This window comes from Shewanella sp. T24-MNA-CIBAN-0130, from assembly GCF_040310185.1.
Classification (GTDB): Bacteria; Pseudomonadota; Gammaproteobacteria; order Enterobacterales; family Shewanellaceae; genus Shewanella; species Shewanella psychromarinicola.
In genome coordinates, this window is sequence record NZ_JBEOPP010000013.1 from 53,984 (window position 1) to 65,921 (window position 11,938).

15 protein-coding genes are annotated in these 11,938 nt (G+C 45.4%); all 15 read right to left on the reverse strand.

Going from position 1 to position 11,938, the window contains the following annotated elements; translation table 11 throughout:
- The 15 genes from AAEZ02_RS07720 to AAEZ02_RS07785 all read right to left on the reverse strand — a co-directional run bounded on the left by AAEZ02_RS07720 (nucleotide 1) and on the right by AAEZ02_RS07785 (nucleotide 11,846).
- Nucleotides 1-645, reverse strand: a complete 645-nt coding sequence (locus AAEZ02_RS07720; RefSeq protein WP_351122554.1) for a hypothetical protein — start codon at nucleotides 643-645, stop codon at nucleotides 1-3.
- Nucleotides 646-654: 9 nt separating this feature from the next.
- Nucleotides 655-2,247: a hypothetical protein gene (locus AAEZ02_RS07725; protein WP_351122557.1), complete on the reverse strand. Its 1,593-nt coding sequence runs from the start codon at nucleotides 2,245-2,247 to the stop codon at nucleotides 655-657.
- Nucleotides 2,247-2,894, reverse strand: a complete 648-nt coding sequence (locus AAEZ02_RS07730; RefSeq protein ID WP_351122560.1) for a phage adaptor protein — start codon at nucleotides 2,892-2,894, stop codon at nucleotides 2,247-2,249. Before AAEZ02_RS07730 ends, AAEZ02_RS07725 begins: the two co-directional genes overlap by 1 nt.
- Nucleotides 2,895-2,905: 11 nt before the next feature.
- Nucleotides 2,906-3,424: a hypothetical protein gene (locus tag AAEZ02_RS07735; RefSeq protein WP_351122563.1), complete on the reverse strand. Its 519-nt coding sequence runs from the start codon at nucleotides 3,422-3,424 to the stop codon at nucleotides 2,906-2,908.
- Nucleotides 3,425-3,490: 66 nt separating this feature from the next.
- A complete protein-coding gene (locus AAEZ02_RS07740) occupies nucleotides 3,491-4,501 on the reverse strand; it encodes a N4-gp56 family major capsid protein (protein ID WP_351122566.1) in 1,011 nt (336 codons plus the stop codon).
- An 11-nt stretch (nucleotides 4,502-4,512) separates the two neighbouring features.
- Nucleotides 4,513-5,406, reverse strand: coding sequence for a hypothetical protein (locus AAEZ02_RS07745; protein WP_351122569.1), 894 nt, complete (start codon nucleotides 5,404-5,406; stop codon nucleotides 4,513-4,515).
- A gap of 69 nt (nucleotides 5,407-5,475) precedes the next feature.
- The gene (locus AAEZ02_RS07750; RefSeq protein WP_351122572.1) at nucleotides 5,476-5,673 is read right to left on the reverse strand and encodes a hypothetical protein; all 198 of its coding nucleotides are present in this window, start codon (nucleotides 5,671-5,673) and stop codon (nucleotides 5,476-5,478) included.
- The gene (locus AAEZ02_RS07755; protein WP_351122575.1) at nucleotides 5,673-7,880 is read right to left on the reverse strand and encodes a portal protein; all 2,208 of its coding nucleotides are present in this window, start codon (nucleotides 7,878-7,880) and stop codon (nucleotides 5,673-5,675) included. Before AAEZ02_RS07755 ends, AAEZ02_RS07750 begins: the two co-directional genes overlap by 1 nt.
- 5 nt (nucleotides 7,881-7,885) lie before the next feature.
- Nucleotides 7,886-9,388, reverse strand: a complete 1,503-nt coding sequence (locus tag AAEZ02_RS07760) for a hypothetical protein (RefSeq protein WP_351122578.1) — start codon at nucleotides 9,386-9,388, stop codon at nucleotides 7,886-7,888.
- A 4-nt stretch (nucleotides 9,389-9,392) separates the two neighbouring features.
- Complete coding sequence (locus AAEZ02_RS07765; protein ID WP_351122581.1) at nucleotides 9,393-9,944, reverse strand: terminase small subunit; 552 nt, start codon at nucleotides 9,942-9,944, stop codon at nucleotides 9,393-9,395.
- Entirely contained in the window at nucleotides 9,934-10,242 is a 309-nt protein-coding gene (locus tag AAEZ02_RS07770; protein WP_351122584.1) for an HP1 family phage holin, read from the reverse strand. The genes AAEZ02_RS07765 and AAEZ02_RS07770 overlap by 11 nt, the downstream gene beginning before the upstream one ends.
- Nucleotides 10,226-10,477: an Rz1-like lysis system protein LysC gene (gene lysC / locus AAEZ02_RS23725; protein ID WP_502959587.1), complete on the reverse strand. Its 252-nt coding sequence runs from the start codon at nucleotides 10,475-10,477 to the stop codon at nucleotides 10,226-10,228. The genes AAEZ02_RS07770 and lysC overlap by 17 nt, the downstream gene beginning before the upstream one ends.
- Nucleotides 10,380-10,805 carry a hypothetical protein gene (locus tag AAEZ02_RS07775; RefSeq protein ID WP_351122587.1) on the reverse strand — a complete coding sequence of 142 codons (426 nt, stop codon included), beginning with the start codon at nucleotides 10,803-10,805 and terminating at the stop codon, nucleotides 10,380-10,382. The genes lysC and AAEZ02_RS07775 overlap by 98 nt, the downstream gene beginning before the upstream one ends.
- On the reverse strand, nucleotides 10,795-11,274 hold the full coding sequence (locus AAEZ02_RS07780) for a lysozyme (RefSeq protein ID WP_351122590.1): 480 nt from the start codon (nucleotides 11,272-11,274) through the stop codon (nucleotides 10,795-10,797). Before AAEZ02_RS07780 ends, AAEZ02_RS07775 begins: the two co-directional genes overlap by 11 nt.
- Nucleotides 11,274-11,846 carry a DUF2829 domain-containing protein gene (locus AAEZ02_RS07785; RefSeq protein WP_351122593.1) on the reverse strand — a complete coding sequence of 191 codons (573 nt, stop codon included), beginning with the start codon at nucleotides 11,844-11,846 and terminating at the stop codon, nucleotides 11,274-11,276. The genes AAEZ02_RS07780 and AAEZ02_RS07785 overlap by 1 nt, the downstream gene beginning before the upstream one ends.
- Between the last annotated feature and the right edge of the window lie 92 nt (nucleotides 11,847-11,938).

An 11,938-nucleotide genomic window follows, 5' to 3' on the forward strand; every position in this document is an offset into this window, starting at 1 on the left:
CTAGACCACTACATCATTTAAATACATATCGCCCATTAACAACCATTTGGTTTCGCTTAGGCTTAGTAAGGCTAGACTTGAGTGCTTACCATAAGCGCGCAATGTTCCTGGGCTCTCAATGGTCACGCCTTGCACTTCATCTGGCGCTAGCCATAATTCTGCATCTGAGTTGTTGGTGAAAAATATGATGGTGCCAGGAACGCTAACTAAATCACCGTCAATGGTCCTTAATGCTTTGCCTACTGTGACAATAATTTTACTTTGCGCTGCCGTTGGACTTGCTGGCAGAACATAATCCATGCTGAAAAATTGGCTGTGATTATCGCCAGTAACAGTTAATGCATTGGTTAGCTCGTTAACCATTTCAACATCGGTGTTAGCTTCACCAATTAACTGGCCTCTGGCTATGAGGTCCATATCGCCAGCTTTGTTAATGTAAACAAGCTTGTCCGTGTAACTTTGTGCTGCAATCTGCGTATTACCGATAAAGGTTTCAGGCAGCTTGACCACAAAGCCGTTTATCTGCGCGGTGATTTGTTGTAGGTTTGCCGATAGCGCGCCAAACTTGGTATTAACCGGTGTGGCGCGAATAGTAGTGCGCATTACAAATGGCGAGGTATCACGCCAGTAAGTCAAAGCTGTCATGGTTTTACCTTATCGTCTGCGGCTAACAGGCTTAGAGTGCAAATACAGGTTAGAGATAATGTGCGGCGGCATGCGATCTGATGTGTTGCTTAGGTATAATGCGATGTTACGCGACACACCAGCGATATACATATCAGCCCAACTCATTGAGCTACCGCCCCATACCGCATCATCCCAATCGGCGAGATCCCACTTGTCACCCGAACCAATCAACAAATCATCTTCGGGAATATCGGGATCCATGTAATCTAAATAAGCAATGGCACTGAGCAAAACCTCGGTTACGCTGTCACATTCAACAACTAACTTGTGCCATTTCTTCTTAATCTCAGGACTGCCAAAGTTCATAAAGCCAGTGAGCAAATAGCTTTCATACTCTAGGCCGTCAAAACTAAATCCTTTGTCTAGTTGGTATACGAACCCATTATCTGAACCAACATATACATGCTCAACGCCGCTTGTATCTTCTGCTGAATATGCACATGAAATAGGGACGCCATAATTAATTGTAGAGAACTCAGGGATACCCTCTGCGTTAAAGGTACCGAACAATGAATACCCATCATTAAAAAATAATCGATATTGGTTTTTAGTCTTAACCGTTACGCTGCACACATCGCGGTCAAGGTACTGTTCAAGTAATGGTTGTACTTTCTGGCTTACTGTTGACTGAGCAAAGTCACCAAACTGCTGAACGCGAGTTAATGAGCTAAGGCCTCTATCATCAAGAAATATAAAATCACTTAATACTTGTCCGGTACGTTTACGCATACCCACTTTGGTACTCAAGCTTTTAAGTTGAAAATCCTCTTTCCCTGTGCCGTACAACATGTATGTGCGATTGCGACAACCAATCACGCAGGTATTATCGGCCTGCATTTGCATTTCAGTGATTTCATCAGCGACAGCAATTTCGCCTCCGCCCTCAACGGGATCAAACACAGTAGGGTCACCAATCTTACTAAACACAAACGAGCCACCACGATAAGCGATAAGCAATACCTGTGACGGTAACACTTCTAGGTTTGTCGGTGCGTCCGGTGTAATAGGTCCGGTAATTTGCGTGTATGTTGTGCCATCAAATCGAAAAGCTGGATTTTTACCATCCACACCAATAAGCTCAAGTCCCGCAGCACTACCGCTAAAGTTGGCTTGCTTGATAACTAATTGACCGCCTGGCGATAATGCCGGAGTAGTAACCTCATTCCACCCTGTAACCGTACTGCGATACAGCTTGGTAGCTGTACCATCTGCAGTATTGCGCATGGCAAACACTTGACCAGCAAATGAGAAAACACCAGTGACGGCCCCGCTTCCTGGCACTTCCAATATAGCTGTTCGTCTGGCTTCAATTTCCAAATAGAGCGCCGCCAATGCTGCATCGTCTGTCGCAAATGGATAGCCTGGTAAATCCACCACTCGCGTAGATGACGGCGATTCACGCCCATCATATCGCTCAAAGCCAGTAACGCGCTGATAACGACCCACAGTATTGATCTCATAATTAACTAGCTCCTTACATTCGCCAGGCGCGAGCTCTGAATCAGCATCAGCTAAGTTCAGGCCACCACGTAGCGATAGATTAGCGGGAGTGAAAGACATTAATATCGACCTCCACTTTTTGACATACTCGGTAGCTGGGCGTTACACAAGTCTGTTAGCTTTGACTCGTAGCGCGCATTAGCCATTTGGTACAACTGCATATCTTCTTCAAACGTGGCGTAATACATCAACGCCTTTTGCACAATGCAATCGTGAAATTTAGCAGGGATAACACTAATATCAGCATCAGCACTTAATGACACCGGTTCAGCGTAGTAGTTGGTTTTAATTGCCACATCATAGATAGGCACAGGATAAACAAACACCTTGCCATCAGGCGATACACTTAACACGGTTGGCTGACCGAGATCTGGCAAGCGTTGATCAAAGTCATCAAGCCATTCACGCCAATCAATAATCAATGCAGGTAGGTTATCAATAAAGACACTGCCTATTGCACCTTGATTAGCATCGGCAATACCGAGCTCAACAAAGGTATAAGACTGCTGGCCGGTTACTAGAGTCGCGGCATTCTGGCGCCATAAGAACTTCCAATCATCTTTAAGGCTTTGAATATCCATATCAGCATCAATCACCCACGACACTAATTTAGCCAACACACCCGTTTGACTTAGCGTAGTTGCAGGGCCATTGCCAGATACACCTGATTGCTCACGAACGCGAATGCACAACTCTAGAAACGTCATAACCAGCTACCTTATGCTTCGTCTGCGTAATGCTTTTCGATGATACTGAAAGGCCAGCGTTTGGTTTTCTTTTCTTCAAGCGTTTTAAGTTTTGTAATCGGGTCGGTTTTTGACTTGTAGTTGATCTCGATGGCGTTGTTTAACACATCGAAAATACCTTGGCTTACTTTGACTTCAACGCCCTTTCGGACTTGATTCATTACGCCGTTCAAACCAACCTGAACAAAGTTATCTTCTTCATCGCCATCTTCATCTTGCTCAGCAATTTCAATGGTGTAAGCAATCGGTTCGCGCTTGGCTTTCGGTTCGGTACCAGAACCACCACCTAGCAGGTTTACACTTGGTTCATCAGCATTGGGCTCAGTGCCAGAACCACCACCATTAATTGAGTCGTCAAATAATGTCGGGTCATAAGCAACGATTGCAGCAATCACTTCTGCACGTTCTAAGCCGCTTAAATCCACGCCCATTTCTGCTGCTGCAAAAGCTACTAATGTTTTAGTCGCGGTTTTTTTATCGTATTTAGCCATGGTTAACTCCAATTTTTAGCCAAAAAAAGGCCCCCACAATTGGGAGCCTTATTCATTTTCTACTGATTAAGTTGGGTCAACAGACGCAGCAACTTCACCGCGCACCATCCAAGCATCGTTTAAGATCTTAGCGGTGTACCATGTTTTCCATGCAACAGAGCCAGACTGACCTAACTCATCACCGAACGATGGCGAACCAGGCTGACGCACCATTGGCTTAATTGCACCGCCGGCATCTTTAGAGCCTTTAAGCGCAATAACACCAAACGCTTTGGCACCAAGGAACAATACCGGATAGATATCAGCGCTTGTGCCGCCAGTTGAAATCGCAGTACCACCATGAGCGCCACCGGCGTTAACCCATGAGTTAAACAATGGTGAAGCGATGTAGCGTACATCTTCAACACTGCCGACTTCTTCTGCACAGATTGGCTGACGATTGCCGTACTTTGCCACAGGCACAAAATCGGGCATCTTACGAATACTCGATACAATGTCAGTGTGACAAACAGCAACATAAGCCGCTTCAATAGGCGCAGTGCCTACCATAGTGCTACCAGACAATACCGAAGTAATGCGCTTAGCGCGTTGGCCCATTAGTGAACGCACCGCTAAACGCTGCATGCGAATATTAAGCGGCGTATTAACCTGGTTACGAGCCGTACCGTTAGCGTAGATAACGTTAGTACCCGCAATCAGCTTGCCATGAGTCACTAACTCAATGGTTTCAGCCGCTTGCTCGCCTGCCATCATTGCCATATCAGATCCCACAGGATCTTCATGCAAGTCGGCAACCTTATCGGTTAACTCCATCCATGCGCCGTGCTGCTGCAATGTCGCATTAACATCAACATAGCGGAAGTTAGTCGCTGCAGGGCGAACGCCCTCAGTCAACGGCGTTAACGCTGCAGCTAATGGTACCGGACGGCGAAACTTAATAGTTTCACCTTTGTTTTTAGGCATTGGCTTGTGATCGCCAAGTTTGTTTAGAACCAAGATTGGTTCAGCGTGTTCAAGCATTTTTGTCTCAGCGTGTGCGCCAAGACGCGATGTAATATCGCCATAGCCATTAGACATAATGGACCCCTTTATTTACTGTTGATTTGATTAAAATATGCGATAGGATCAACATCATCAGGATCGGCTGAGGCTTTCCCTGCGCCTTTGCGCGGGATTTCTGCGTAGTCTGATAATGAGTTTTTGCCCTTAGCCTTTGGCGCTGGCGCGCTAGGGTTTTGGACTTTGAACAACGTAAGCAAGGCGATGTTGTCATCTGCCATATCGCTGCGAGCCATTTCTTGCACTGAGCTAGGTTGTGTTTTTAGCCACTGAGCAAGCTTTGGTGATTGAGCGATCTGCACATAGTCAGGATGGGCGCTTTCGAGTCGCTGAAATTGCGAGTCGATATAGCTGCGTTCTTCTGCCTGGGCCTTTTGTTGTTCTAGTTCTCTAAGCGGGGTGAGCTTTTCATCAAAGCTACTCGTTGCTTTTTGAACTGAGTCGCGAACGTACTGAGCAATCTCCGGCCATTCTTCTTCGACTTCGGCAAATGATTTGCCTTTCAAGTCGTCTGCTGATGGCATTCCACTGTTAGTGTTCGCATCAGTACCTTGGCTCTCTTCTTTTACCTGCATTCCTTTCTGCACTTCGTTGAGCTTTTTGGTCAACGCAGATACACGGCCAGAATTTGCACGGTGATTAGATTCAAGCTGTTCGTACTGTTGTTTGAGCTTTAGATGGTCATTACGCAGTGATTCAGGCGCGCTAGCCCAAGGGTCTGCATCTGCGCTTGATGCTGGCTCTTGCTCTTGCGGTTCATCGTCATCGGTATTGCCATCGTCTTGCTCATGATCCAACTCGTTTACTTCATCATCATTCGAGTCTTTAGAGTCGCTGTTGATTTCGTTAAAAAAGTTGATTGCTTCATCGTCATGATCATGTTGATCAACTGACTCAGCATTTTCATTGCTAGGGTTTTCCATTGTTGAGTGCCTCTTGCAGTCATAAAAAAACCCACTGCAATGAGTGGGTTCGTTAAAAATTCGGTTTGTTTATTCGGGTTCGTCTGCGGGTTTGCGTAAATCCCTTGGGTATGTCAGTAGGATTTCATCTATCATCGCAATCTTGCCGCGCAGTAATGCGGTATCAGCTTCATTTGCTGGCGTAGCCAATTGTTCTAAAATGTCCTGACGGTCCTTGATCAGCTTGCGCTGAATCGCTTTCCAGCTATCGCTCGTGATGTTAAACATTAATCAAGTCCATAGTTTGCGGTGATGCCAGCTTTCGCTTTAATGTTCATTTCCGCTTCAAACTTATCCCACACCAGCGATGCTTTTTGTCTAACCTTCTCGATTTCGACCAGTAATTTTTCACTGTTTATCTTGTCGTTTTGCGCAAGCTTCATTATTTCGATGCGTTCTTGTCGCTCACTGTTCTGCATATCAGCGCCAATCTGTTGCATCTTGATTTGATTGTTAGCCTGTAATTCTTGCTGTTTAATCGATGCTCTGAACTGTTCAATCTGCATATCAAATTCATTCTTTTGCTGTACACCTTGTTGGCGCATTTGCTCAATTTGTAATGCGGGATCTTGTGGCTCATTACCTTTGTTGGCTTCCATATCGGCTTGATACTTTGTGAGCTCTGCATCAGTTGGGATAATAGAAGCTGGTAGTTGTTGGGTTTTAGCCCATTCACGCATTAACTGAACTGATTTGATTTGTAGCACTGGGGCGAATATAGGCGAGTTACCCGCGATACTAAGGAAGTTAGTTAGCGCCATACCCACTTGCTCTTTAATGAGTAATGCCGAGGTGCCACGAGCATCAACCTGATAATCACCTTTGATCTCGTTGTCGTCAGACTTCATCATATTGAAGTGATAGAAATCGCTAATCATCGGCTCTGTTATAAAGTCGTCCCACTGCTTGACTTGATTGCGGCGCACTGTATTGGCAGCATTCATCAGCATTGACATACCGCCAAGCGTTTGAGTTGATTGGCCTTGCTCGCCTTGCTGCAGCATTGGCACACCGGATACTTCATCAAACAACACTCGAGCCGTGTTATAGATAGCGCTTAGCTCATCGATGTGACTGTTAAACTCAAACGTGGTGAACGCTTGCTTAATATCTTGTGTTGTACCGGCTACGTTCCAAAACTTTCCTGGCCTAAGATCCCACTTACCATCTTGAGGTTCGACAAGCTTTTTGTTGACCCCAATTTGAGGACCAGAAGTAAGCGCGCCATTGTCTAAAATCATGCGCCAAGTAGTATTGATAATCGCCTGTTCGTCACGCACCATTCGCGGTATGCCATAACCGAATATGCTAGAATCATCTAGCTCCCAGTTGTAAACGCGATAAGGCATATCTTGTGTGTAGTCCATCAGCGTTAGCCGCGCACCAAGCACTATGCCGCCGCAATAAAATACAACGGCTTCATGTTCATCAACATAATCGTCATCACTTGGGTCTAGCTCATCAATGATCCCTAATTCAGCCAATACCCTTTCCGCTATTGGCCCGTGATATTCCCACGTTTCATAACGTGTATCGTTTAGCGTGTCAGACAAACCAGCCAGAATGCGCACATCATCCATATACGTGCTTCTGTGCTGCGTTTGATTACTGGTCATGGCCAACACTTTGTTGATCTGTTCTTTCTTAAAACCTTTTTTATTCGCTAAGCCGCGCACTTGCTTCTTGCTTAAATAGCGGCGCTCGAATACGAACTCAGCTTCTTCAATACTGGACGCCGACATATCAGGGTAAAAGTCCCAAGGGCGCACCACTTCACAACCAGGCGTAAATAATTGCTTAATAACGGTGATGAACTCGCCAGACTCTTTATCTTGCACGTAAGCCCTATCAGTTTTACCCAAAACAACCGGACCTTTGATAATGCCGGTACCAATTACTGCAGCATCGTGAATAACTTCACGGCACTTAGCGTTGTACTTGGTTTCAACTAACTGGTCCTCGATAGTCTTTTCCATCTTGTCGCAGGCTTTATTGATGATCTCTTGTTTACGCTCAGCAACATCTGAGTTAGTGATCACGTTACCTTGCTCATCCTGGTACTGCGTATCACCCACGCTAAATGCCGTGTCTTTATCATCCAGCATATCGACAAGCTGTGGCATTGGTGTTGCTTTAATACCCCAGTTCTTATCGTCATTTGGAAAGAGCAGATCAACTAACTGAGCTTCACCCGCATTTGTTTTAGCGCGAGTTAATTTAATGAATGTCTTAGCTTTACCCTCCATGGCTTTAAGCGTGTCAGGGTCATACTGGCCATGATAGTTACGCAAATCTTCAACCATGCGGGTATCGATATTGCCACGTTGATAAATGTTCTCGGCTAACTTTTGTTCAAGCTCCATCGCCAGCACATCGAGATCTGACTTGGGATCGTATTCATGCCCGTAGTCTTTAGATTTTGCGGTATCTGACATGCTAATTAATATCCTGTAGTTGAATCTGCAGCGGCGGTTTGCTGTGCGGTTTGTCTAATCTTTTCAGTTGATTCGTAATCAATCTCACCTTGCGCGCCCTGCGCTAAGTATTGAAGCCCATCGTGTGGGTGACTGAACTTGTTCTTGTTTGCTGCAGTGGTGAACCTGGCATCACCGGCAACTTGAATACGGCGCAATTGATAGCCACCGTTAAAACCTTTGCGCAATGTCTTGCACTCATTACCGAGAATGAATGCACACACGTTGTCTATTTTGCTTTTTAAGAAGAAACGCACAGCCTCCCATCGGTTATCGGGCTTGTTGCTCGTTGTACCGTAGGCGTTAATGCCGTATTCCATATTAAGAATTTCAATCGGGCTGTTTTCGTCATTGCCTGATTTAGCGATACCGGACGGATCGCAGTAAGCTTCATACTCTGATTTTGAGAATGTCGGATAGTCACGGCGTAGAATAGGCATTAGATCATCCATGAATGAGCGGATACCCATATTCTCACTGATAAACTCTCGAATGACTCGCAATTGACCTTGTGGAGTGAGCTGACCAATGATGCAAGCCGGTGTTCGCCCGAAGTCGAACCCCATTAATAACTTGCCGTGTTTCTTTATTGGCAGTAAGCGCAGCGATGTAGTGTGTAAAACATCGTTCCATTGCCCTTGGTATATCGCCATGCCCGTTGACACTGAGCCATATTGATTGGCTAGGTTGACCTTGATCCAATCATCACCTTTACCCTGAACCTGCTTGATGTAATAACCATCAGGTAAGTTAACTAGGTTTTCAGCGTTCGGGTTAGGTTTCCACTTGGTGACTATCTGATCCTTTATTGTGATCTGGTAATCAATCACGCCGCCAGGTTGACGTAAGAACAGCCAATCTTTCGGGTGAGTTTCCTCGGCTAGTGCGTAATACCAGTGATCATCGTCTGGTGCGTTAGTATCACCAATCATTCCATGCCAACTAGCGCCGCCATCAATAGCAGACGGGTAACGCCCATGGCGACCATCACACATATCGACAACCGGCTTTGCTAGCTCTTTTACTTCATTAAGCCAAAATCCTGTTGCCTGTAAACCCCTGAGTTTTCTAACTGCATCAGGCCTATCAAGTGCCAGGAACACCAGTTCAGCCTTGACCCTGGTGCCATCATCTAAATCAAAGTCCAGGTAATGTGTTGGCGGGAAGTCCTGATTAAACTTTCCAAGCTGACAATTATCGTTGTGGTACAAGTCGCACCAATCTTTAATTGTGGTGCCTTTTAAATCTGGGTAAGTGTTACGTACCGCAATGAAGCGGGTTTTGCGAATACCAAACGCATTAGGCTTTTGCTCGCACATCTGATTGAATACGCGCATCGCTGAGCCATACGTTTTACCTGAGCCAATAGGTCCCATGATAAAAGTGTTACGGCAGCGCGAACTAATATACTGATCAAGCACATCGCCTTGAGCGGCAACATAGAATTCGTAAGTCGTTTGCTCTGACACACTATTACGACTCCTCTGTATCTGCTGCTTTGGCTTTTTTGGTTCCGGTGTAATCATGTACGATTACTTTAGCGCGCTGTGAAATCTCCACTTTTTCAGTAAACATCTTGAGATTTTTACCGAGCAACTCTAAGCCTTTCAATTTTGGGTTAAACTGAATGTTATGAACTATGTCACCATTCTCTAAGTAAGTGATTTTGATGCTATCAATAGCCCTTGCCACTTGCTCAGGAAGCTTATCTATATCTATATTTGTGTTGCCTTTAAACGCCAGCCGCGGATCTAAAAACGCCGTGGCCGCAATCTCTTGCAGTATCCGGTCTGAGGTGATCTCAATCTTTGCGAACGCACGAGCCATGTGCCAATCAATTGCGTGTTTAACTCTTGGCGTGTTGTACATGCGCGAACCTGCCGACTCTGATGATTTCTCACTGAGGCCAGCGCGAACGGCTGCGGCTTTCATGCACTTATCAACAAGGTATTCCATTACGAATAGACGCTCTCTATCTGTGAATTTAAACTGCGTCCAATCGTAATGCTCCTTATTAGCGCTCATCTTCTAAACCCTCAAGCTGTCTAAGTAGTACCTGTGCTTGCAGCTTTTTAATCTTATCGTCCAGTGCTGCACTGCGTTCTTTTATTCTGTCGTCAATCTCTGCGCTGCGTTCTTCTCGTAAACTTTTACGCTTTTGATAGAACCAGTTAACAAACGCAGTGGCTAGCGCACAAGCAATACCGACAATTAACCCAACATCCATTTGTGTAATGAACCCACCAAGCGCCGTAAAGAATGAAGCAATGTAAGAAACTGCAGGTATCAATTTGTTTGCTCCTAGCTCAGTCGTCACGCTCATGTTTTAGCCGCCATTGTTGAAGTCGCTGTAAATGCGCATTGCATTTATCAATCGAGTTCGTTTGTTTAAGTGAATGGTTAAGTAAGTCGAGATTTGAAGTCCCGATAAAAATAGGTTTGTCGCAGTAATCAAGCCAATCAATCGGTGGCAGTACATAAACCGTTTTGGTCTGTGTTACCACTTTGACAATTGGTTGACTTGAGCAACCGCAAAGCGTCACCAGGCAACAAAGCATTAGCCCAATCTTTAGTAGGTTCATCGTCTGAGGTCCTTAATTGAGCGGCTTCTTGCAACCGGCTTTCGTGAGTCGCTTCTAAGTCGGCAACTCGTTTACGGTTTTGTGTATTCAGTTCGGTAATAACTCGATAATCACGTTCAAGCGTTTTAATGTGTTCTGCCTGGTTATCGTTACTGCTCGATAAGGCGCTAATGCTCACTGCAGATTGCAGCAAGTCGTTATCTTTATGGGCTATCTTTGTCTTTAGGCTTTCATTGCTCACCAGTAGTAATGCGATGATGGCTATCACTGCAACGCCTAGCGCTATTTTAAGGTTAGCTAACATGCTGTAAGTCCCTTAAACAATAACGCCGTTCATCAGAACGGCGATTGATTAACCCTTGAACTCGCTTACCTTTGACGTATACCCAACGAGATAGCTCATTGCATGCGCCTACTCTGTCATTGGCTAACAACTTCTTGCGAAGCGTAGAGGCCCCAAAAGCCTCTGCTCCAACGTTATAGATAAAACTCAGGTAAGCGATGTGTTCGCCATCGGTTAGCGGTGGTGCCAAGTCAAGAAGTTGGTTATTGAACTTGTGTAGGCTGTCAGCAAACATATCGATGCACTGGTTAGCGCTAAACTCCATGCCTGCTTTAATGTGTGGTCCAGTTTGACCGAAGCAAGCAGTTTCAATACCTGCCAGGTCATAGTAGGTATTGCGAACCTCACCCTCTTGCGTAGCAATGAAAGTGCCACCAACTGCGAGCGAACCTATCAGGCCAACAGCGAGTAAGCGCGCTTTGATGCTCATTACACGATGACCCAATCTTCTGAAATCATATCGGTCTGAGAAGCGAGCCACCCTGCTAGCATAGCTCTGCGACCATCAGCATTAACCGTGTACATATCAAGGTGCGGTAATATCTCACAGGTATCTACACCATGATTTTTATACACGCTACCCTCAAACATAGAATGGGTTTGACCTTGGCTACCTGCATTGTAGATAACCCACATACCTTTACCGTTCCAACCTTTGCGAGCAACTTTACTTCCCGCCTTTGCTGCTTCAATCGCTTGGCCGAAGGTCAGTAATTCACCGCCAGGCTTGACCGCTTCATACGTCTTTTCAAAAATGTCAGGCTTACACGGATAGAACTCACCATTCACGCCTTTGATAATCCAATCACCAATGTTTGCAGTCATTACGCCCTCAAGCGTTAAAATCATCACATCATTAGCATTGCAACTGGTCAGGCTTTCAACGTTAAAACTAAACTCTTGACCCTCATTCATCAGCCGCATAAGTTCAATTACAGGTTCTTTATCGCCAGTAAACTGCACAGCTTCAACAATGACGGGTTTCTTTTTGAATTTAGGCATGTTCGGAGTTCTCCATGAAGTCCAACAAAAAAGCCCCTGCATTTCTGCAAGGGCCGGAAACAAAAAAGGCCACCGGTTAAGGTAGCCTTTGA

Bases quoted from the DNA above. Each gene is read 5' to 3' on its own strand.
- AAEZ02_RS07720 (WP_351122554.1), bottom strand. From the start codon at position 645: ATGACAGCTTTGACTTACTGGCGTGATACCTCGCCATTTGTAATGCGC.
- AAEZ02_RS07725 (WP_351122557.1), bottom strand. From the start codon at position 2,247: ATGTCTTTCACTCCCGCTAATCTATCGCTACGTGGTGGCCTGAACTTA.
- AAEZ02_RS07730 (WP_351122560.1), bottom strand. From the start codon at position 2,894: ATGACGTTTCTAGAGTTGTGCATTCGCGTTCGTGAGCAATCAGGTGTA.
- AAEZ02_RS07735 (WP_351122563.1), bottom strand. From the start codon at position 3,424: ATGGCTAAATACGATAAAAAAACCGCGACTAAAACATTAGTAGCTTTT.
- AAEZ02_RS07740 (WP_351122566.1), bottom strand. From the start codon at position 4,501: ATGTCTAATGGCTATGGCGATATTACATCGCGTCTTGGCGCACACGCT.
- AAEZ02_RS07745 (WP_351122569.1), bottom strand. From the start codon at position 5,406: ATGGAAAACCCTAGCAATGAAAATGCTGAGTCAGTTGATCAACATGAT.
- AAEZ02_RS07750 (WP_351122572.1), bottom strand. From the start codon at position 5,673: ATGTTTAACATCACGAGCGATAGCTGGAAAGCGATTCAGCGCAAGCTG.
- AAEZ02_RS07755 (WP_351122575.1), bottom strand. From the start codon at position 7,880: ATGTCAGATACCGCAAAATCTAAAGACTACGGGCATGAATACGATCCC.
- AAEZ02_RS07765 (WP_351122581.1), bottom strand. From the start codon at position 9,944: ATGAGCGCTAATAAGGAGCATTACGATTGGACGCAGTTTAAATTCACA.
- AAEZ02_RS07770 (WP_351122584.1), bottom strand. From the start codon at position 10,242: ATGAGCGTGACGACTGAGCTAGGAGCAAACAAATTGATACCTGCAGTT.
- lysC (WP_502959587.1), bottom strand. From the start codon at position 10,477: ATGCTTTGTTGCCTGGTGACGCTTTGCGGTTGCTCAAGTCAACCAATT.
- AAEZ02_RS07775 (WP_351122587.1), bottom strand. From the start codon at position 10,805: ATGTTAGCTAACCTTAAAATAGCGCTAGGCGTTGCAGTGATAGCCATC.
- AAEZ02_RS07780 (WP_351122590.1), bottom strand. From the start codon at position 11,274: ATGAGCATCAAAGCGCGCTTACTCGCTGTTGGCCTGATAGGTTCGCTC.
- AAEZ02_RS07785 (WP_351122593.1), bottom strand. From the start codon at position 11,846: ATGCCTAAATTCAAAAAGAAACCCGTCATTGTTGAAGCTGTGCAGTTT.